This window comes from Prochlorococcus sp. MIT 1314 (genome assembly GCF_034093315.1).
GTDB classification, from domain to species: Bacteria; Cyanobacteriota; Cyanobacteriia; order PCC-6307; family Cyanobiaceae; genus Prochlorococcus_A; species Prochlorococcus_A marinus_Y.
This window is the reverse complement of the sequence record NZ_CP139300.1, coordinates 742,349-763,387: the sequence shown is the minus strand read 5'-3', so window position 1 is coordinate 763,387 and position 21,039 is coordinate 742,349. Positions and strand designations below refer to the sequence as shown.

19 protein-coding genes and 2 tRNA genes are annotated in these 21,039 nt (G+C 32.1%); 8 read left to right on the top strand and 13 right to left on the bottom strand.

Going from position 1 to position 21,039, the window contains the following annotated elements:
• Positions 1-55 precede the first annotated feature (55 nt).
• The 5 genes from SOI86_RS04390 to SOI86_RS04370 all read right to left on the bottom strand — a co-directional run bounded on the left by SOI86_RS04390 (position 56) and on the right by SOI86_RS04370 (position 3,816).
• The gene (locus tag SOI86_RS04390; protein ID WP_320682382.1) at positions 56-781 is read right to left on the bottom strand and encodes a cell division protein FtsQ/DivIB; all 726 of its coding nucleotides are present in this window, start codon (positions 779-781) and stop codon (positions 56-58) included.
• Complete coding sequence (locus SOI86_RS04385; RefSeq protein WP_320682381.1) at positions 778-1,188, bottom strand: hypothetical protein; 411 nt, start codon at positions 1,186-1,188, stop codon at positions 778-780. Before SOI86_RS04385 ends, SOI86_RS04390 begins: the two co-directional genes overlap by 4 nt.
• A gap of 10 nt (positions 1,189-1,198) precedes the next feature.
• A complete protein-coding gene (locus SOI86_RS04380) occupies positions 1,199-2,266 on the bottom strand; it encodes a D-alanine--D-alanine ligase family protein (protein WP_320682380.1) in 1,068 nt (355 codons plus the stop codon).
• Between the two features lie 10 nt (positions 2,267-2,276).
• On the bottom strand, positions 2,277-3,671 hold the full coding sequence (gene miaB / locus SOI86_RS04375; protein ID WP_320682379.1) for a tRNA (N6-isopentenyl adenosine(37)-C2)-methylthiotransferase MiaB: 1,395 nt from the start codon (positions 3,669-3,671) through the stop codon (positions 2,277-2,279).
• A 72-nt stretch (positions 3,672-3,743) separates the two neighbouring features.
• Positions 3,744-3,816, bottom strand: a tRNA-His gene (locus tag SOI86_RS04370).
• 129 nt (positions 3,817-3,945) lie between these two features.
• On the opposite strand from SOI86_RS04370, the gene SOI86_RS04365 reads away from it, so the two are divergent.
• Together SOI86_RS04365 and SOI86_RS04360 are read left to right on the top strand one after the other, a co-directional pair.
• Positions 3,946-5,181 carry an amidohydrolase family protein gene (locus tag SOI86_RS04365; protein ID WP_320682378.1) on the top strand — a complete coding sequence of 412 codons (1,236 nt, stop codon included), beginning with the start codon at positions 3,946-3,948 and terminating at the stop codon, positions 5,179-5,181.
• Positions 5,182-5,219: 38 nt separating this feature from the next.
• Entirely contained in the window at positions 5,220-6,575 is a 1,356-nt protein-coding gene (locus tag SOI86_RS04360; protein WP_320682377.1) for an FAD-binding oxidoreductase, read from the top strand.
• Here the strand turns inward: SOI86_RS04360 and SOI86_RS04355 are convergent.
• The 4 genes from SOI86_RS04355 to murA all read right to left on the bottom strand — a co-directional run bounded on the left by SOI86_RS04355 (position 6,572) and on the right by murA (position 10,976).
• Positions 6,572-7,804, bottom strand: a complete 1,233-nt coding sequence (locus SOI86_RS04355; RefSeq protein ID WP_320682376.1) for a bifunctional folylpolyglutamate synthase/dihydrofolate synthase — start codon at positions 7,802-7,804, stop codon at positions 6,572-6,574. The two genes, SOI86_RS04360 and SOI86_RS04355, sit on opposite strands and share 4 nt — an antisense overlap.
• A gap of 11 nt (positions 7,805-7,815) precedes the next feature.
• Positions 7,816-8,991 carry an aspartate aminotransferase family protein gene (locus SOI86_RS04350; protein WP_320682375.1) on the bottom strand — a complete coding sequence of 392 codons (1,176 nt, stop codon included), beginning with the start codon at positions 8,989-8,991 and terminating at the stop codon, positions 7,816-7,818.
• A gap of 5 nt (positions 8,992-8,996) precedes the next feature.
• Positions 8,997-9,078, bottom strand: a tRNA-Leu gene (locus SOI86_RS04345).
• 527 nt (positions 9,079-9,605) lie between these two features.
• A complete protein-coding gene (gene murA, locus SOI86_RS04340) occupies positions 9,606-10,976 on the bottom strand; it encodes a UDP-N-acetylglucosamine 1-carboxyvinyltransferase (RefSeq protein ID WP_320682374.1) in 1,371 nt (456 codons plus the stop codon).
• 187 nt (positions 10,977-11,163) lie between these two features.
• Here murA and SOI86_RS04335 point away from each other — a divergent pair, with 187 nt between their 5' ends.
• Genes SOI86_RS04335 through SOI86_RS04320 form a run of 4 tightly spaced genes read left to right on the top strand, consistent with a single transcriptional unit; the run spans position 11,164 to position 15,083 of the window.
• Positions 11,164-12,009 carry an RNA methyltransferase gene (locus SOI86_RS04335; protein ID WP_320682493.1) on the top strand — a complete coding sequence of 282 codons (846 nt, stop codon included), beginning with the start codon at positions 11,164-11,166 and terminating at the stop codon, positions 12,007-12,009.
• Between the two features lie 7 nt (positions 12,010-12,016).
• Entirely contained in the window at positions 12,017-13,456 is a 1,440-nt protein-coding gene (lpdA, locus tag SOI86_RS04330) for a dihydrolipoyl dehydrogenase (protein ID WP_320682373.1), read from the top strand.
• A gap of 12 nt (positions 13,457-13,468) precedes the next feature.
• A complete protein-coding gene (gene trpC, locus SOI86_RS04325) occupies positions 13,469-14,356 on the top strand; it encodes an indole-3-glycerol phosphate synthase TrpC (protein ID WP_320682372.1) in 888 nt (295 codons plus the stop codon).
• Positions 14,357-14,411: 55 nt separating this feature from the next.
• The gene (locus SOI86_RS04320; protein WP_320682371.1) at positions 14,412-15,083 is read left to right on the top strand and encodes a hydantoin utilization protein A; all 672 of its coding nucleotides are present in this window, start codon (positions 14,412-14,414) and stop codon (positions 15,081-15,083) included.
• Here SOI86_RS04320 and sodX read toward each other — a convergent pair.
• From sodX to SOI86_RS04305, 3 genes are all read right to left on the bottom strand, one after another.
• Entirely contained in the window at positions 15,080-15,358 is a 279-nt protein-coding gene (gene sodX / locus SOI86_RS04315; RefSeq protein WP_320682370.1) for a nickel-type superoxide dismutase maturation protease, read from the bottom strand. The two genes, SOI86_RS04320 and sodX, sit on opposite strands and share 4 nt — an antisense overlap.
• Positions 15,359-15,441: 83 nt before the next feature.
• Entirely contained in the window at positions 15,442-15,915 is a 474-nt protein-coding gene (sodN, locus tag SOI86_RS04310) for a superoxide dismutase, Ni (RefSeq protein WP_320682369.1), read from the bottom strand.
• Between the two features lie 78 nt (positions 15,916-15,993).
• Positions 15,994-16,566, bottom strand: a complete 573-nt coding sequence (locus SOI86_RS04305; RefSeq protein WP_320682368.1) for an FKBP-type peptidyl-prolyl cis-trans isomerase — start codon at positions 16,564-16,566, stop codon at positions 15,994-15,996.
• Between the two features lie 86 nt (positions 16,567-16,652).
• Between SOI86_RS04305 and SOI86_RS04300 the strand changes: the two genes are divergently transcribed.
• Positions 16,653-18,140, top strand: a complete 1,488-nt coding sequence (locus SOI86_RS04300; RefSeq protein ID WP_320682367.1) for an acyltransferase — start codon at positions 16,653-16,655, stop codon at positions 18,138-18,140.
• On the opposite strand, the gene mnmA is transcribed toward SOI86_RS04300, so the two are convergent.
• Complete coding sequence (mnmA, locus tag SOI86_RS04295; RefSeq protein WP_320682366.1) at positions 18,133-19,290, bottom strand: tRNA 2-thiouridine(34) synthase MnmA; 1,158 nt, start codon at positions 19,288-19,290, stop codon at positions 18,133-18,135. The genes SOI86_RS04300 and mnmA overlap by 8 nt on opposite strands.
• Positions 19,291-19,336: 46 nt before the next feature.
• Between mnmA and SOI86_RS04290 the strand changes: the two genes are divergently transcribed.
• A complete protein-coding gene (locus SOI86_RS04290) occupies positions 19,337-20,902 on the top strand; it encodes an NAD(P)H-hydrate epimerase (protein WP_320682365.1) in 1,566 nt (521 codons plus the stop codon).
• Positions 20,903-21,039 lie beyond the last annotated feature (137 nt).

Here is a 21,039-nt window from a genome sequence, read left to right as displayed (position 1 = left end):
CCCTCACCAACACTACAATAATTAAAAAAAATAATTTAAAATCAATTTCCAAATATTAGGGTTTGAACACTTTTATTTTTGGTTTATTTGGATCAGTAAGATCAATATTCGCTATTTTTTCAGAAAAATTATTTTTCTTAAATTCATTTTTTAGGTTATTGATTATTTGTAATTGATTTTTGATTAAACTTGGATTAAATCCTAGTAAGATTGTTTTTAAATCTTTTTCCTCAATAGTTAAAAACCCATTGGTTGAAAAAGTTATTTTAACTACCTCAAATTCATAATCCTCTTGGGCAATTAAAATTTCAGATAATGTCTTTTTAAATTTTTCTTTCCACCCAAAAACTTGTATGGTTAATTTGTTTAAATTTTTTTCGTCTACATTTTTTCTATTAATAAAAATTCCATCTTTATCAATAAAGCCTAATATTTTTTCTTCATCTAATATTTTCTCGCCGTAAGCTATTGGAGTTCTTGTATTAACTTGAACTTTCAAACCAAAAGGGAATAATTCTCTGTTTACCGAAACATTCTTGAGCGATAAATTTTGTTTTAACTCTTTTTCTAAAAAATTAGTTTTGATGAAAATTAATCGGCGTGGTAATTTTAAAGATGAATTATTTACCAGATCATTCTGAGAGAATAATTCACTACCAGAAATTCTTATGTCCTGAATATTGACCTTTTTTAGAGTTTTTAGGCTTATTAAACTTGTTAAAAATAAAAATAAAATTAGATATAAGAAGCTTTTATTATTAATTTTTTGCAGTTTTTTCACAAATCACATCTAGCTTTTTCCATCAATTGGTCCATCCATGCTCTAGCTTGTTCTGCATCTGAAAAAGGTACATCCATCTCTTTACCATCTCCTACTAATCTCAATCGGCACTTTCCTTGAGATTCTTTTGTGAGAGGGGCCTCTCCAGAAGTTAGGGCCATTAACTCAACTAATTCAAGTTTTTTGATTGTGAAACTATCTTTTTCTTCAAATGTGCCAGCTTCAAATGCGCTCCATCTCAATTCACCGTCCCTTAAGGAGGCTGCACCTGAACTATCTAACTTACAAAGTTCAGAACCATTTGCCCAACTTCTAAAAAGATTTTGCCTTCTTCTTTCTAACCATCCTAGAGCAGTCAATAAAACAAAGATAAAAAGTAAAGGTAGCCAAAGAATTCCATGCAACATTTTACTTGAATTATAAATCTAGAGATATATCTACTAGTTTAGCCACAAGTTGTTCAATATTTAAACCTGAAGCTTTCCATAGCATTGGAAACATACTGTTTTTGGTAAAACCAGGAATTGTATTTATTTCATTTAACATGATTTTATTTGAAGATTTTTCTAAAAAGAAATCTACTCTGGCAAAACCAAAAATATTTAATGCTCTACAACTTTTAATAGCGATTTCTTTAATTTGTTGAGTAATTTTAGAATCTATTTCAGCTGGGATAGTTATTTTATTATTTGAGTTGTATTTTGAATCGTAATCATACCAATCATTTTCGTATTTCACTTCGCCTATCTCAGAGGTTAATAGTTTTGAATTCCCAATTATTCCGCATTCAATCTCCCTTACCTCCAAACCTTCCTCTACTAAGATTCTAGGATCTATTTTCTGAGCCTTTTCTAATGATTGTAATATTTCCGATTCATTTTTGACTTTGGAGATGCCAAGAGATGATCCAGAGTTCGAGGGTTTAACAAAAATAGGAAAATTTAAATTTTTTTTAATTTCATTGATTAACTTATTTTTGACTTCTTTTTCGTTGAGATCTTCATTTTGAAAAACAAGATAATTAACTTGTGGAAGTTTTAGGTTTGAGAAAATTGTTTTCATCAATATTTTATCCATTCCAAGTGCTGAGCCTATAATTCCACATCCGACTAAAGGTTTCTTTGTAAATCTCAGTAAGCCATGAATTGATCCGTCTTCACCATTAAATCCATGTAAAAGAGGAAACCATACATCAACATTTTGAAATTCGATTCCCTCTAGGAAGTTAATTTTTTCTTGATTCAAAATTCCTTGTTTTTTTGTTGTATTATTTTCAATTTCATCAATTAGGATTTTTTCAGAACTGTCACTATCAATCCAATCTCCAAATTTGTTTATGTAAAAGGCTTTAATAGTAAAGCGTTTTTTGTTTATTTCTGAATTAAATGCTTGAAAAACTGTTTTTGCAGAGGATATAGATACTTCATGTTCATTGGAATAACCACCAAATATTAATCCAATACATTTTTTCTTTTCCCTGATCATTTAGAAAAAATTATTTGAAAAGTTCACCTGTTAATGAAAAAGGTCTTGCTTCATTAATCCTGACATCTATTTCATCACCCAGTGAAAAATTAAATTGAATGTTATTTGGAATCTCTACGAAAGTTAATCTATTTGTTCTAGTTCTACCCATAATTTGCGAGGAATTTTTTGGATTTAAACCCTCAATTAAAACGCTTTCGATATTATTAATGTATCTTTGATTTCTTCTTCTAGCAGTTTTCTCGACCAAATCATTAATTTCTTGCAATCTAGCTTTTTTTACCTCTTCCGAAAGTTGATTCGACCAAACTGCTGCGGGAGTGTTTGGTCTTGGAGAGTATGCGGCTGTATTTACTTGATCAAAGCCAATTTCTGATATTAGCTTTAATGTATCTTGATATTGTTGTTCGGTTTCTCCAGGGAAAGCAACTATTGCATCAGCTGTGATTGATGCGTCTGGCATTAATGATCTTATATGCTCAATAATATTTTTATACTTTTTAATGGTGTATCCTCTGGACATTTGCTTTAAAATCTCATTATTTCCACTTTGGAAGGGAATATGGAAATGTTCACAGACTTTATCAAGTTCAAAACAAGCTTGAATCAATCTTTTTGAAAAATATCTTGGATGACTAGTAGCAAATCTTATTCTGCGAATCCCTTGAACATCATGAATATAATATAAAAGATCAGTTAGAGTATTTTCTTTCCTTCCCTCTTTTGTAGTCCCTGGAAGATCTCTACCATAAGCATCAATATTCTGACCCAAAAGAGTAATTTCTTTAAAATTATCATCAGCTAATTTTTGGATCTCACTTTTTATCGCATTTGGATATCTTGATTGCTCTTTACCTCTTACAGATGGAACTACACAATATGAACATCTTTCATTACATCCATAAATGATATTAACCCAGCCACAAATAGAGCTTTCTCTTCTGGCACTTGTTATGTCTTCAGAAATGAAGGTTTCTTCTGTGGCAGCAACTTGATTTCCTAAATCAACTTTCCCCAGTAAATTCTCAAGGTTGTTTACGTGTTGAGGTCCCATTACAAGATCAAGTTCTGGGACTCTTCTTAGTAAGGACTCTCCCTCTTGCTGAGCAAGGCAACCTGCAACAACCAGTTTAAGGTTAGGTGTTTTGTGTTTTCTTTTTGCTTGTCTTCCTAAAAAGCTATAAACTTTTTGCTCCGCATTATCTCTGATAGTGCATGTATTGTATAAGACCAAATCGGCATTTAATTCATTTTCTGCTCTGGTATATCCCATTTTCTCTAATGTCCCAGCCATTCTCTCAGAATCAGCCTTGTTCATTTGGCATCCAAATGTGGTTATCCAATAACTGCCTATAGTTGAATTCCTTTGAAATTTTTTTTCGTCTAGTTTTGTTTTAGTTAGCACTTTTCTAGGAATTTCTTTATGAACTTTAATTCAAAATTACAAGTTAAATAATTTTGCTGCAATTTTTTTGAGGGCGAGCGAGGGGATTCGAACCCCCGAATAGCGGCGCCACAAGCCGCTGCCTTAACCACTTGGCGACGCCCGCCTCACATTTATAAATTTAACAACTCAAGGGTAAATTTTCATAGTTATTTTTATCTTTTGGCGAAATTTGAATTATTTTCTTATACATTAAAGTTTTCTTATGTTTTAAAATAAAAGAAAATTTAAAAATTTGAGTAATTCCGGCAAAGCTGAGGTTCTTATTCCCAGAAGCCTTTGTTTAATAGAAGAGTTTGATAACCTCATTATTGATGTAGAGGATTTATGTTCAATTTCCATCAGCTGGGAGGATGGATTCGTATCTGAGTTAAAGCCGTTAAAAAATAAAGTTGCCAAACCAAAAAATATTTTATTTCCAAGATTTGTTGAAACGCATTCGCATTTTGATAAATCCTTTACATGGGAAGATTTTCCTAATCTGGAATCAAACTATGGACGAGCATTAGCAGTAAATCTTGAAGAACATAAAACTAGAACCTCTGATAAGGTTATTAAGAGAGTTGAAAAATCATTAAAACTTGCCATAAAAAATGGATACCGAGCTATTAGAAGTCATATTGATACATACAAATGTCAACCGATAGATATTTGGATTGAACTTTTTAAATTACAAAAAAAATTTTCATCTGAGTTGACATTACAATTTGTTGCTCTAGCCCCATTGGAATTCTGGGATACTTCTAGTGGAGAAGAGTTAGCAAAAATATTTTCCTCTCATGGAGGCATCTTAGGGGGTGTTGTTGTTCCTCCTTTTAATAAAAAAGATACTAGTAAATTTCTTTCAAAGATGCTTCTTCTCGCTAGTAAATATAAATTAGAAATTGATTTGCACATAGATGAATCAATTATTGAGCCTGGAGCAGGAATAAAAGTCTTATTGGAGACAATCGAAAATTCAAAAATTAATAGTATTCCGATTACTTGTAGTCATTTGAGTAGTCTTATTTCTCTCAGTCATGAAGAGATTTCAAATTTAGGAGAAAAAATGGCTAAGAAAAATATAAAAGTTATTGCTTTACCATTAACAAATTTTTGGCTGCTTAATCGAGACACTAAAACTACTCAATTAAAAAGACCAGTTGCGCCAATAAAGCAATTACAAAAATCTCACGTGGATGTATCTCTAGGTAGTGATAACGTTCAAGATCCCTGGTACCCATTTGGTAATTTTGACCCTTTTTATATGTTGTCTTGCTCGATACCTATGCTTCAATTAAATCCCTGGGAGAGAATGACTCTATCTTCTATTTTTTTAGCTCCAAGCAGATTATTAAACTTAAAATGGGATGGTTTAATTAAAAAGGGTTGCCCTGCTGACTTTGTAATTTTAGATGCACAAAGATGGGCAGATGTTTTTTCGAGTACCTTAAAGAGAAAAGTGTTTATAAAAGGCGATTTATATTGCTAATCGGCTAATTTATATACAAAACAATAAAAATTTTATTAATGAAATCAAATATTCTTAAATTTATAGACAAATTTAGGGAAGTCAATAACTTAGAGATTATTGAAAGCCAATCTGATATAAAAAGACTTTCAAAAGATTTTTATAACTACTCTCCAATCCTTACTGAAAAATTAGACGAATGTATTGCTGATTTGGTGGTAAGACCTAGTGATCAAAAAGCGGTAAAGGAAGTAGCAAAAATTTGTTGGGAATTTTCTATCCCACTTACTTTAAGGGGCTCAGGTACAGGTAATTATGGACAAGCTGTCCCATTGTTTAAAGGAGTTGTAATGCAGATGAGTCACTTTAATAAGTTAGAAGAATTTGATCCGGATACAGGTTTTGTAAAAGTACAGTCTGGCTGCGTTATGGGAGATTTGAATAAACAATTAGAAAAATATGGGAGGGAATTGAGGTTACTTCCTAGTACTTGGAAAACTGCAACAATTGGAGGTTTTATTGCAGGTGGATCAGGAGGTATTGGATCCATTAGGTGGGGATTTTTAAGAGATCCAGGAAATCTTATTGGTTTAGAGGCAATAACGATGAATGAAAAACCTGCATTATTAAAATTTGATGCCGAAGAGTCCGAACCTCTAAATCATGCTTATGGGACTAATGGAATAATTACTTCTTTAACACTTGCTACTGATATTAAACGCAAGTGGTATTCAATAGTTATCGACTGTATTGAATTTAAAAAAACAATAGAAATATTAAAAACTCTTACTAGCGCAGCAATTGATCTGAAACTTGGAGCAATTCTTGAAGAAGAAATTGTAGATCAAATGCCAAAATGGTTTAAAAGTAATTCTAGAAGTCACAAGATATTAATTCAATCTACTCTTGGAGGGACAAAAACCATCGAACTAATTTGTAAAAAATTCAAAGTTGAATTTACCCTCCTTGGGGAAGAAGAAAAACTTGTCAATGGAATTTCTGAAGTCGTATGGAATCATACAACGCTTCATATGAGGTCTAGGGATAAAAATTGGACGTATTTACAGATGCTTTTGCCTCTTAATAATGAAATAGAATTGATTGATTTTTTGAGAAAAAAATGGGGTAGAAAAGTTCTTTGGCATTTAGAGGCAGTGTCTCAACAAGGATCACCGCGATTAGCGGCTTTGCCTGTATTAAAGTGGAATGGGGTAGATGAATTAAATGAAATAATGGAAGATTGTAAGAAACTTGGTGCGTTTATTTTTAATCCCCATGTTTTAACTGTCGAAGGCGGAGGCCTAGGAGTGGTTGACGCAGATCAAGTAAAAGCAAAATTAAAATTTGATCCTAAAGGGCTATTAAATCCAGGAAAATTGGAAGGTTGGGAAGTAAAGGAACAATTTAATATTTAACATTTCTGTTTATTTGCAAATTTAATAAATTCAGCAACTAAAAAAATAGAACCTGTTAGAACAGGATGATTAGGTGGCCATTTTTCTAAAGAAAATAAATACTCAATGGCAAGTTGAAATGTTTTAAATTCAATTGTTTTTTTAAAGTCAATTTCTTTAATCTCAGAGAGATCGTTTAATTGCCAACTAGGTTGGTTTGGAACTGGCACAAGTAACAAGTGATCATTTTTCTTTACAAGTGTTTTTAATATTGCGTAAATATCTTTTTGTCTTTGGACACCTAAAATCCAATAAATTCCTTTATCTTCATTCTCCCAATTCCTTCGCTCATTAGAGAGTGCTTTTGCAGCGGGATAATTATGCGCACAATCTACAAGAATTTCTTTATTGAAATAATTTATTATTTCTAGCCTTCCGTTCCAAGCTGTCTTTTTAAGACCTTCAGATATGTGTTTTTCTTTAATATTAAATCCCAAATTATTCAGCGCTTCAATTGCTCCAACAGCTACTGAAGCATTTTTCTTTTGGAAAATTCCTTTTAATCCAAGCTCATAGCTGCTTGAAATTGAATCTTTCCAAATAATTTCTGCTCCAACCTCTTTAACTTTTTTGATTATTAAATTTTCAACTTGACTATTTTGGTTGCATGAGATGACAATTGAGTTTTTTTCAATAACTGCTAATTTTTCTTTGGCAATTTTTTCAATCGTATCTCCAAGAAATTCTTTATGGTCTAAGCCAATATTCCCAATAGCAATTATTGGTCTAGATTTATGGGCTGTTGTAGCGTCTAATCGTCCCCCTAAGCCAGCTTCAAGAATGAGCAATTCAACTTTTTGATGGTCAAAAAAATTTAGTGCGCAGCAAATGATCTTTTCAAAAGGAGTTAATTCTAATGTCGCAAATTTTTTTTCTATTAATCTATAGATTTTTTCGAAATCAGTGTTGTTAATATTTTTTTTATTAACTCTAATCCTCTCGCATACGTCCAAAAGATGAGGAGATGTCGTTACACCAAAATTCCTTTTAGCTTCAAAAAGTATACTTTCTAAATATGCCGCGATTGATCCTTTGCCATTGGTTCCAATAATTTGTATCGCGGGGATATTCTTGCAAGGATTACCAAGTTCTTGAAGTGCTTTTTTAATTCTTGATAAACCTAACTTGATATTATCCCTTTCATCTTTAGGTGATAATAATTCAAAAAATTTTAGATTTGCATTTTTCAAAATTTAAATTGCTATAACTCTTCAAAAATTGAATTTAGCTTATCCAAAAGAATATTAATTTCTCTTAGAGATATAACTAATGGTGGCACGATCCTTACAACGTTTCCTCCTGCAGGAACTACCAGTAATCCTTTATCAAAAGCTTTTAATGTAATTTTTTTTGCATCAGCATAATCATCATTGATCACAAGACCTTGTATCAAACCTAAACCTCTTTTTCCGCTAATAATATTTGGAAATTTTTTTGATAATTCTTCAAACCCAGCACTTAATTGTTCCCCTCTTAGATAAACATTATTGATAAGATTTCTTCTGTTTATTTCCTCTAATACAGTTAGGGCAGCTTTACAGGCGAAAGGGTTCCCCCCAAAAGTGCTTGCATGATCTCCTGGAGAAAAAATGTTGGCTTTTTCTTTTACCAATAATGCTCCTATTGCATGTCCTCCGCCTAATCCTTTAGCAAGGGTGAATCCATCAGGTTCAATTCCTAAATTCTCATAACCCCACATTTTTCCAGTTCGACCTACTCCACTTTGGACCTCATCTAAAATGAGAAGAGAATTATATTTATCACATATATCTCTTAGGTTTTTAAAAAATATTTTACTTCCAGGTATTACACCACCTTCTCCTTGTATTGGTTCAACTAAAACACCGGAAACTTTTTGATCATTATTTTCACACTCTTCAAATAATTTTTTTACCGAATCAAAATTGTTAAATTTAAAAAATTTGAACCCTTGAATCATTGGTTCGAAACCTTTTTGATATTTAGGCTGACCAGTAGCACTCAAGGCTGCCAGCGTCCTGCCATGAAAGCTAGATTCTGCTGCAAGAATAATTGATTCTTTATCTTTATTTACAGTATTTCCATATTTTTTAATTAATTTAATTGCTGATTCATTTGCTTCCGCACCACTATTGCAGAAAAAGACGCTTTCAGCACAACTCATATTAGTTAAAGTTGCGCTTAATTGTTCTTGTTCTTCAATATTATAGAGATTTGATATGTGTTGAATCTTTTTTAGTTGAGTTGATAGCCTTCTTCTTAAAACTCTATCGCTATGACCAAGACTACAAGTTGCTATACCAGCGACTGCATCAAGATACTTTTTACCTTTTTTGTCCCATAGCCAACAACCTTTTCCTTTTTTGAAAGAGATATCGAATCGACTATAAGTATTCATCAAAGTGGGAGCGGTCGGACTTGAACCGACATACCCGAAGGTGCCGCATTTTGAGTGCGGTGCGTCTACCAATTCCACCACGCTCCCAAGGCTTTTGAAAAATAATGAACTTTTTTATTATAACAAAAATCATTTTATTGACTATTCGTTTGGTAGTTAAGGAAGAGCTATCCAGATCACATTTGGTATTAGTTAAAATCCATTTAATAAAAACACAGTGATTAATTTATTTGATTTGCTGACAATAATTTAAAAAAAAAATAAAAAATTAAGCATATACGATACAGTTCTGTAGCTAAAAGCTAATAAATGTCCTTTTTTCTAGCAGATAACTTCATGATTAGTAATATTGTGTTATGTTAAAAAGAAAAAACAATGTTCCAAGCTCAAGCAAAAAAATTATCCTTAAAATTTATTCCTTACCTTTTTGTTGCAGTAACTATACTTACAGCATTTGGTTCTAATGGTGGAACCTGGGCATGAATGAATTTGAATTTAGTGGTTTAAATAGAAATTGGTCTAATCGCTTTTTAGTATTGTTGTTATTATTTTTGGGTTGTATTTCACTAGTAAATATCGCCTACGTCTAAATTAATTAATTCAAAAATTATAATTTAGGCAGCTCTGGTTTTGGGAATTTCGTCAGTATTAGAAGAAATCTTATATTCTTTGTTAGTGAAGCCTCTTTCAACAAATTCTCTTTTTATTTTGATACCTAATATTTTTAATTTTGATTCAAAATTTTCATAACCCCTATCTAAATGCTCTAAACCATAGATTCTACTACTGCCTTTAGCTATAATTCCAGCGATTATTAATGCAGCTGATGACCTTAAATCTGAGGCAATTAAATCCATACCATAAATTGTATTTACACCTTTGATAGAAGCTACGTTTTTGTTTAATTTTATATTTGCCCCCATTTTATTAAGTAGATGAACATGATTCATTCTGTTTTCGAAAATTGTTTCGGTTATTTTTGATTCACCATTGGCTATTGTCATTAGAGCTGTGAATGGTGCCTGCAAATCAGTTGGAAAACCTGGAAAAGGGGCAGTATTTATATTTACTGCCTTAAGCTCTTTAGGGTTTATTGTGATTGAATTACCTTTAATGGTAATTTTACTACCACTCTTTTGAAGAGTATTCGTAACAGCTTCAAGATGATTAGGAATCACAGGAGAAATTGTTATTGAAGAGGAGGTCGCCGCCGCAGTTATTAAGAAAGTTCCAGCTTCTATTCGATCTGGTATTACTTTATGAATACAACCACCAAGTTTATTAACACCATCAATAATTATTTTTTCTTTACCAGAGTCGTAAATTTTTGCCCCCATTTTATTAAGCATTTGGCACAGATCCTGAACTTCAGGTTCTCTTGCAGCATTTTCAATGGTAGTTCTTCCTTCCGCTAATGATGCTGCCATTATTAAAGTTTCAGTTGCTCCTACGCTTGGGCAGTTTAGTTTGAGATGGGTACCAATTAATTTACTTTTCTCTCCTTTTATTTTTGCTTTGACAATTCCTTCTTCAATAAGAATTTCCGCTCCTAATGCTTTAAGCCCGTTAATGTGCTCATCTATTGGCCTGGAACCAATATTGCACCCTCCAGGTAAAGGAACTTTAGCTTCTCCAAATTTACTTAATAGTGGACCGATACAAAAGAAACTTGCTCTTAGTCCCTTAACAAGTTCATATGGAAGTTCTTCAATAGAAATATTTTGTGAATCTAGCTCTAATTTATTGTTTTTTTCTATTACATTAACCCCTAAATTTCTAAGGATATTACACATTTTTTCAATATCAGTAAGACGAGGAACATTATGAAGAACTATTTTTTCATTAGTTAATAATGATGCAGCCAGCAAAACTAAAGCCGAATTCTTCGCACCACTTATTTCAACGATTCCATTTAATTTGCCTTGGCCAAAAATCTTTAAATTTTGTGATTTAAGATATGACTTCTTTTTGCTTACGCAAATCATTAAGACTTAATTTATTAGATTCATGATGACAAACGAAAATTAGTAAGTCCACCTTATGTAACGTCTTGAATATTAATTAAAAGTAAAAATATGTTATTTGATTTATTGGATATTAAATTTTAAAAATTATTGATCAAAAATTTTATAGGATTAATATATTTAAGTTAACAAAATTTTAAAATCTCTCATAGAAAAAACTTTTTTAAAAATAACTAGTAAAAACAATAATCTAGTTAAAAGATTTAGATCATTTAAAAGCGGATCCTCTCGCAAAGAAAAAGATTTTTTTTGTATAGAAGGTACTCATCTTATTGAGGAATTGTTGAAGTCTGGAAATTCCCCTTTCAAAATTTTAGTTACTGAAAAATGGCTAAAAAAGAACCAAGATCTTAGTAAAGAGTTTGATCAATCTTTGATAAATTTGGTCTCAGAAGAGGTTTTAGCTTCTGCGATTTCAACAAGTAATCCAGATGGGATAGCAGCTTTAGTAGAAATTTCATCAATACCTAATTATCAATTTAATAGTAAAGATGATTTTGTTCTTGTTCTCGACAGGATTCAAGATCCTGGGAATATGGGTAATCTTTTTAGAACTGCTTTAGCTGCGGGTGTTAATGCAGTTTTTTTAGCTGGAGGTGCGCACCCATTAGGCCAAAAGGTATTAAGGGCATCATCTGGTGCAGTTTTTAATCTGCCATTTTTAAGATTTGATGGAACTGAAGAAGAAATATTAAATTCTTTATTCAAGTCTTTGTCTGAATTATCAAATATAGGATTTAAGATTTTCTCTACTAGTAGCAATAATAAAAGTCCAGAAAAACCTTCAAAACCCTACTGGGAAATTGATTGGTCTAAACGTACCGCATTAATTTTGGGTAATGAAGGTCAAGGTATTCATAAAAAAATTCAAGAAGCTTTTAATGAAACAATTACAATTCCGCATAGTGAGCTTGTAGAATCATTGAATGTGGCTTGTGTTGCAGTTCCATTATTACTAGAACGAAAAAGAGTCGCATATACCTCTAATAAGTAAATAAAAAGTGACTGATTCAAGTTTTGATTTTGATTTAATCGTAATAGGAGCAGGATATGGAGGTTTTGATGCCGCCAAACATGCTGCTGGTAAAGGACTGAAAGTCGCAATAGTAGAATCTTCTGATATGGGAGGCACTTGTGTTAACAAGGGTTGTGTTCCATCTAAGGCTCTTTTAGCTGCAAGTGGAAAAGTCAGAGAAATCGCTAATTATGAACATTTAGCTAAATTTGGTATTCATGCTTCCCCAGTAAGGTTCGAAAGATCAAAAATTGCAGATCATGCAAATAATTTAGTTTTAAATGTTAGAGAAAATTTAACAAAAACTCTCAAAAGGAGTGGAGTTGAAATTATTTTGGGCATTGGCAGAATTGAAGGAAATCAAAAAGTAGGTGTAAGAGATAAAAACGGTATTGATAAAATCTTTACATCTAAGAATATTGTTATAGCAACTGGTTCTTCTCCTTTTGTGCCCCGTGGAATAACTTTGGATAATAGGACTGTATTTACTAGTGATGATGCGGTTAAACTTGAGTGGCTTCCAAGATGGATAGCTATTATTGGAAGTGGATATATAGGATTAGAATTTGCTGATGTTTATACCGCACTAGGTTGTGAAGTTACCATGATCGAGGCTTTGGAAAATATTATGCCAACATTTGATCCAGACATTACAAAAATTGCCAAGAAGAACCTTATTCAAGCAAGAGATATAGACACAAAATCAAATGTTTTTGCAACAAAAATAACACCTGGATGTCCTGTGAAAATAGAACTGACAGATGCAAAATCTAAAGAAGTTGTAGAAACTTTAGAAGTTGACGCTGTACTAGTTGCAACTGGCAGAAGTCCTAATAGTAATAACTTAAATCTTGATTCGGTTGGGATCGAAACAGTAAAAGGTTTCATTCCTGTAGATGATCAAATGAGAGTTAAGAATGGTGATGAAACAATACCAAACATTTGGGCCGTTGGAGATGTGACAGGCAAACTAATGCTTGCCCATACAGCTGCAGCGCAAGGTACTATTGCTGTTGATAATATTTGCGGTGGTAACGTCGAAATTAACTATAAAAGTATCCCTGCAGCAACCTTTACTCACCCTGAGATAAGTTCAGTTGGTCTCTCTGAAGCTGAAGCCAAGGAGATATCTGCAAAAGAAAATTTTACTTTGGGAGTTGTTAAAAGTTTCTTTAAGGCCAATTCAAAAGCATTGGCTGAATTGGAGAGTGATGGATTACTAAAGTTGATTTTCAATAAAGATAATGGGAAAGTATTAGGTGCTCATATTTTTGGGTTACATGCAGCTGATTTGATTCAAGAAATTTCGAACGCTATTTCAAGGAACCAAGATGTAATTGAATTATCTAAAGAAGTTCATACTCATCCCACTCTTAGTGAAGTAGTTGAGGTCGCATATAAACAAGCGGCTTCTCAAATAAAATAATATATAAAATTAATGGAGATAAGACGCAGGCCACCAAATCCAACTGTAAGGGTAGAAAATTTAGAATATGCTGTACCTCATAGAGAAGCACAAGCAAAAAATATTCTAGAAGAAATTGTATGGCATAAGGACATTGAAATTAAGAATTTTAAAAAAATAGTTTCTTTAGAAGATCTAATAAAAAAAATTGAAAAACTTCCTGCCCCCAAAGATTTTTATAAAAATATCTTGGAGTCAAAAATAATACCAGGAGTAATTGCAGAAATAAAAAAAGCTAGTCCGAGTAAAGGAGTTATTAGAAAAGATTTTAACCCTGAAGATATAGCAATTTGTTATCAAGGATTAGGCGCATCATGTATCTCAGTACTTACTGATAAAAGGTTTTTTCAAGGTAGTTTTGAAATACTCGAAACTGTTAGGAAATCAACTAATCTCCCTCTCCTTTGCAAAGATTTTATTATTTCTGCTTATCAGATTTATAAAGCAAGGGTATATGGTGCGGATGCAATATTATTAATCGCTGCGATTTTAAGTGATGACGATTTAATTTACCTAAAGAAAATTGCTGATAATTTAAAAATGAGTGTTCTTGTTGAAGTCCATAATGAAAATGAATTAGAAAGGATACTGAAGTTAAAATCCTTTAATTTGATTGGAATAAATAATAGGGACTTAAAGACTTTTAAAACAGATTTAAAAACATCGATAGAATTAATGAATAAATATGCAGAAATATTTTCAAAACAAAATATTCTTCCCATTAGTGAATCTGGAATTAATTGTGCCCAAGATTTAGAATCGCTTAGATCAATTGGAATCAAGGGAGTATTAATTGGTGAAACTTTTATGAGAGAAAGTGATATTGAAAATTCTTTCAAGAAATTATTTAACTCAATTTAATTTTGACTGTGAATTATGCTATAAAAATGAATAAAAAAAGTTGTACTGAATATATATGCAGGCTGTAATATTAACCGGTATAGTTGCAGGATTTGTGCATGTTGTTAGTGGTGCTGATCATCTAGTCGCAATGGCACCAGCAGCGATTAATAATCCCCAAAAAGCTCTTAAGAATAGTTTCTCATGGGGCTTAGGACACTCTTCTGGTGTCCTTTTGTTAGCTTTCCTAGCGATTTTTATTAAGGATATTACGCCATTAAACAAATTTTCCAATATTGCCGAATTCTTAGTTGGAATTTCTCTGCTAATTGTTGGGGTATTTGCTATAAGAAATTCTTTTCAACTAAGTATCCACACACATTCTCATAGGCATAAGAATGGAATTGCGCATCGTCACTTGCACTTTCATGTTAAGGAACAAAAAAATAATAATAAGCACTCTCATGCTTTAACAGGTTTAGGATTGCTACATGGCATAGCTGGAGGTTCGCATTTTCTTGCAGTTCTTCCTGCTTTAGCACTACCTTTAACAAGTGCTTGCTTATATTTAATTTCATATTTGATTGGCTCACTTATTAGTATGAATCTTTTTACTTGTTTAATATCTTTTACAACCTTTAAAGCAAATCAAAAATTTATTAAAAGATTAATAGCTCTAGCAGGAGGGCTTTCCTTTTCTATGGGATTATTTTGGATTCAAAAAAGTGCTGCTGTTTTTTTGAATTAAGATTTTTTTAATTTAGGAATGATTAATTTAGAAGTTACAATCCCAATGACTTTTTCGTTGTTTACTAATCCAAAATTATTACTATCTTCGCTAAATTCAATATTGTCACCAAAAACCTCAATATTATATTGATTCACTGAATTTATCCTTTTTATTAACCTTTTATTCTTAAGTGGATGGTTAAAAATAACTATTTGTCCTGGTTGAAGATCTGACTTTCCTTCTTCATAATTTTTAAAAAAAACGATATCTCCTTGTTTGAGGGAAGGTAACATTGAGTCACCACTAATAATAGCGGTTTTTCTTAAACCTAAGAGAAATAAAATTAAGTCAAGAAAACTTTTGAAAATAATTAAAATTAACTAGCTTTTACAAAAGCATCTGATCTTCCTTTTGAAGCCCAGAAAATATTATGAATCTTTTCTACATAACTCATTAATTCTTCAGCTTGACCTAAATCAATATTAACTTTGCATGCACTGCATAATTTGGCCGCCTTCCAAATGGTTTCATGTAAGTCTGGATAAGTTTCTAAGTGAACTGGTTTAAAGTAATCTGTCCATAAAATTAGAATTTCTTTCTTTGTTTCTTTAGCTTGCTCTTCTTTAACTGCAACATATCTAGAAAATGTATTACTATATGTAGCCCACTCCGCTGAATCAGTGCTAGAAGGAGATTCTAGTGCAATAAGTTTTTTTGTCATGGATAAAACTGCTTCAGCAGCAACTCTCGTAGATGCGGGATCATAAACACCACAAGGACCATCACAGTGAGCATGTACTGCAATTGGGGATTTCCTATCTAGAAAAGAATTGATGAATTTACTTAACATTTCAAGTATTTGATGTTGTATATATATTACTTGGAGATTAACTAAATTGAAAAGTCTTAGATATTTTTCTTACTTATTTTAATTGACTTTTAATAATTCAACTTCAAATATCAAAGTCGCATTAGCCGGTATTACATTTCCTGCCCCTCTTGATCCGTATCCAAGTTCCGGAGGGATTGTTAATTTTCTTTTGCCTCCGACTTTCATGCCTGCGACACCTTCGTCCCAACCTTTTATTACTCGTCCAGCCCCTAAGGGGAAGCTGAATGGAGCTCTACCGATACTGGTATCAAATTGCGTCCCGTCTTCTAGAGTTCCTGTATAATTTACAGTAACTGTTTGTCCAGCACTAGCTTCATCTCCTTCCCCATTTACTATATCCGAAATAATTAGACCACTTTCGGTAGTTCTTGAATTGCTTTCTGATTGTGTTTCTTCTGACATAGCGAAAAGTATAGGATTTGGATCTGATGGGTCTAGCTCAAATAAATTATTATTTGAAACATTTGATGATTTTGCAACAGGTGTTTTTTGAATTAACTGAGTTTCTGATTCGGCAGCATTAACAACTTGTGGTGAATTAAATTGACTGAAAAGAGTTAGTGAAACACAAAAAACAAAAACTGCAAAACTAATAAAGACTTCTTTCACTTAAATTTTGAAAGTTACTAAAATTAAGTTTACAGAATAAAGGTACAATAAATGCGTGATTATAAATTTAATTTCGCAATTTTAGATTGTTAATCCCGAATCAAATTAAAAGTTTAAGACAATATTTTTACCCTTGTTTAGGTGGAATTTTAGGTGGAATTTCAGTCTCAAATCACTTTTGGCTGATTTTTATGCCGATATCTTTATTTATTTTATGGGAGGGAAATGAAAGAAAAATAGCAAATTTTTGGTGGGGCTTTTTCTTTGTTTTGATAAGTCATTCATGGTTATATGATCTTCATCCATTGACATGGCTCGGGTTTTCATGGTTTGCAAGTTTAATAATTGCCATTTCAATATTATTATTTTGTGCTTTTTGTGGTGGGTTATTAGTTTATTTTTGGGGGCTTTTAGTTGAAATGATTCTATGGAAAGAGGATGTTTTTAAAATGAAAATCATGCCTTTAACCATAAAAGTATTTTTTTTATCTTTGACCTGGGGGATTGGTGAATTGATACTTTCTCAAACACCTTTTTTCTGGATAGGTTTAGGTGAAAGTCTAGTCCCAGGTGATATTTATCTTGCTGGTTTGGCAAGATTTATTGGTGCAAGTGGTTTATGCGTATTACAAATATTGATTGGATTTTGGATTTTTTATAGTCACGGTAGATGGAAAAGAAAACTTCCCTTTAAAAAAATATTTATTTTTGGACTTTTGATAATTGTTTTCTTGCATTTATTTGGGGCCCTAAAAAATCCAATAAAAAGAAATTCTGAATTTCCTGTGGCTATTTGGCAAACAAATATCCCAACAAGAGAAAAATTAAAAATAGATGATGAGTTTATTAAAGAAAAACAATCTATCGCTCAAGAATATGCTTTAGCCAATCAAGCAAAACTTCTTGTTGCTCCTGAAGGAACTTTTTCTAATAATTTGTATTTATCTAAAGGCATTAAGATTAATACTTTGGCAGGAGGTTTCAGAAATTACGATAATGAGTTAAGAAGTTCTTTACTCGGATTTCAAATTGGAGATAAATCTTTTACCTCTTTCATAGATAAAAATAGACTTGTTCCATTAGGTGAAAAAATACCAAGATTTCTAAATAGTTTTTCAAGAGGCTTATCTGCAGTAGGAGGAATTCAACCAGGCTCTGATTCAAGATTTTTCGATCCTAAATTCACACCCCCATTAGCAGTAGCTATCTGTTATGAAATTAGTGATGGAGTAAAAATAAGGAAGGCTATTAATAGCGGTGCAAAACTAATAATAACTGCAGCAAATTTAGATCCCTATCCAATTAAGCTGTATGATCAATTCCTATCTTTGGCTAGATTAAGAAGTATTGAAAATAAGAAAGATAATTTACTCGTATCAAACACAGGCCCTTCGGGATTAGTTCAGGATGATGGAAAAATAATTCAAATGCTAAATTTAAATGTTGAGCAAAATAAAATAGTGTTTCCTAATTTTTCATCCGAAAAGACTTTTTTTACAAAATTTGGAGATAAACCTATTTTGTTTTTGTTTATAATTTTTATGGGATTAAATATCTTTTGGAAAATTAATTAATTAATCCACCACCTAATAAAATTTCTCCTTTATAAAAAACTGCAGCTTGTCCGGGCGTTATCGAACTTTGACTTTCTTCAAAAATTAATTTAAATGTTTTAGTTTGATTATCTGAATTTTTCAAAGGAATTAAAGTTCCTTTTACTGGATGACTTCTATATCTGATTTGTGCTTCTACTTCTATCTCTTGCATAGGTTCTTCGATTGAAACCCAGTTTACCTTACTAATTATTGCTTCTCTATTAAATAGATCACTTTTATCTGCTACATAAACTATGTTTTTTACACTGTCTAAACTTTTTACATATAAAGGTTTAGGCCAAGCAATGCCCAAACCTTTTCTTTGACCTACCGTAAAGTGCTGAATTCCATTGTGCTTTCCTAGGACTTTTCCATTTACATGCATAATTAGTCCTTCTTTGGGTTCAATGTGTTTGTCGATAAATCTCTGCATTGATCCATAATGCTCAACTAAACATAAATCTTGACTTTCTGGTTTTTGAGCAGTTCTGAGGCCTAATCTCAGGGCTTCCTTTCTTGTTTCTTCTTTTTTCATTTCACCAAGAGGAAATTCTAATCTGCTTAGTACTTCTTGTGAAAGAGAATAAAGAAAATAACTTTGGTCTTTGTTCTCGTCAGCACCTCTGAGAAGAAGGAAGTCCTTAAATACAAAGCTCTTGTAATCAATTTTTTCAACATAAGATGATTTTTTTATCCTTGCGTAATGTCCTGTCGCAATATGCGTAAATTCTTTTTTGTTTATTGCGTAATTCAGCATCTCTTCAAACTTCACATTCTTGTTGCACATCGAACATGGAAGAGGAGTGAATCCTTTCTCGTAGCTTTTAGTAGTTTTTTTGATTACCTCTCTTTCGAAAATTTCTCTTGAATCTATTATTTTATGATGAATTCCTAAATCTTCACACAGGCCAGCAGCATCTACTAATCCCTCAGAACAACAGGAACCTTGTCCTTTTATCAGCCAAAGAGTTAGCCCTTCAACATTCCAGCCTTTTTCTACAAGAAGAGCAGCTGAAAGGGAACTATCTACTCCTCCAGAAAGCCCTACAATAATATTTTTCTGCTTCTTGGTTTTATTATGAGTAGAAAAACAGTTCTCTAATTTTTTATCCTTTTGTGTTTTTAACATGGAAGTTTAAATTTTTGAACAGTACTCAAATTGCTTTGTACTAATTATGAACGAAATTGTATGGCCATCAATTGACTCAAAACATTTAATTGTTGATTCAAAGCAAATGTTGACATTAGAGAAAGAGATGTTTTCTGACGGGATGCCCCAAGAAGCTTTGATGGAAAAAGTTGGTATCCAAATTAGTAGATGGCTCTTAAAAAGGAAACCTCTACTAAAGCATGGAATAACTGTCTTAATTGGTCCAGGACATAATGGTGGCGATGGTGCCGTAATAGCTAGAGAGCTTTTCTTGAAGGGTTATTTAGTTAAGGTATGGTGTCCATTCCCAATAAAAAAAACACTAACAATTGAGCACGTTAATTATCTTACATCTATTGGGGTAACAAAATTAGTAGAGCCTCCAGATGTAAATGGGAAAGAACTCTGGATTGACGCCGTTTTTGGTAACAATCAAAAAAGAAAAGTTGATAATAAATTAATTAAATTATTTAATCAGAAATTTCTTAACAAATATGGCAAGGTAATAAGCATTGATATTCCTACAGGATTATGTCCTGATAAGGGAGAGCCTTTTTTAGATAATGCCGTAAAGGCAGACTATACTTTAGCTATAGGTCTTAATAAAATTGGGTTAACGCAAGATTCTGCATTACCTTTTATTGGAGAATTAAACCATATAGATATTGGTGTGCCTGATAATAAGTTATCTAACCTTGAGAAAAAGATTTTCAAGGTTACTTATAAAGATTTAAAAAATATTAATTTACCTTCTTTACCAAAAAATTCCAACAAATATAAAAGAGGAAGAACATTATTAATCGCTGGAAGTGAAAAATATCCTGGAGCTGCATACTTAGCATTAAGAGGGGCTATATCAAGTGGAGCCGGTTTTATTGCTGCAGTTTTGCCTGAGGTTGTTATTGGATCTATTTGGCAAGTTGCCCCAGAAATAGTTTTAAAAGGAACTATGCAATGTAATCAAAATGGTAATGCATCTTTATTCAGTGCATTAAAGAATATTGATCTACGTGCATATGATTCGTTAGCGGTAGGCCCAGGAATAGGAATCGATAATGATGATTGGCAAAAAACAAAGGATTACCTTATAGGTTTTAAAGGATTATTAATCTTGGATGCGGATGCGCTTAATAGGATTTCTGAATCTAATTTAGGTTCTAAATTCTTTTTAGAGAGAAAATTTAAAACATGGATTACACCTCATAGCAAAGAATTTTCAAGGTTATTCCCTAATATTGAATGTGAGACTAATATTGGACTAGCTCTTAATGCAGCAAAAGAATTTAATATTAGTATCTTGTTCAAGGGAGCTAACAGTATAGTTGCTGACCATACAAAAGCATGGCAACTATTTGGGACAGATCCTATGACGGCTAGAGCCGGATTGGGTGATCTATTAACTGGATTTTTAGCTGGTAGTTCTGCGATTGATTTAAACTTATGCAGAAATATAACAACTGACTTCCTTGCTAAATACGTACTTTTACATTCATTCGCTGCATCAAAGTGTAAAAGGGGGTCAAATGCATTTGCTATTGGCGATGAATTATCAAAATTAATGAGAAATAGAAAAACGAGACAAATATCTTGAAAGAAACAATTTAAGAGAGTTATTTCTAGCTTTAAACACAAAAATGTACAAATATTACTTGAAATCTGAAGCGCGTATTAAATATTTGGCTATTTCCAAAAAAGTGTAGGAGAGTTTTAATACCTTATTAGGTCAAA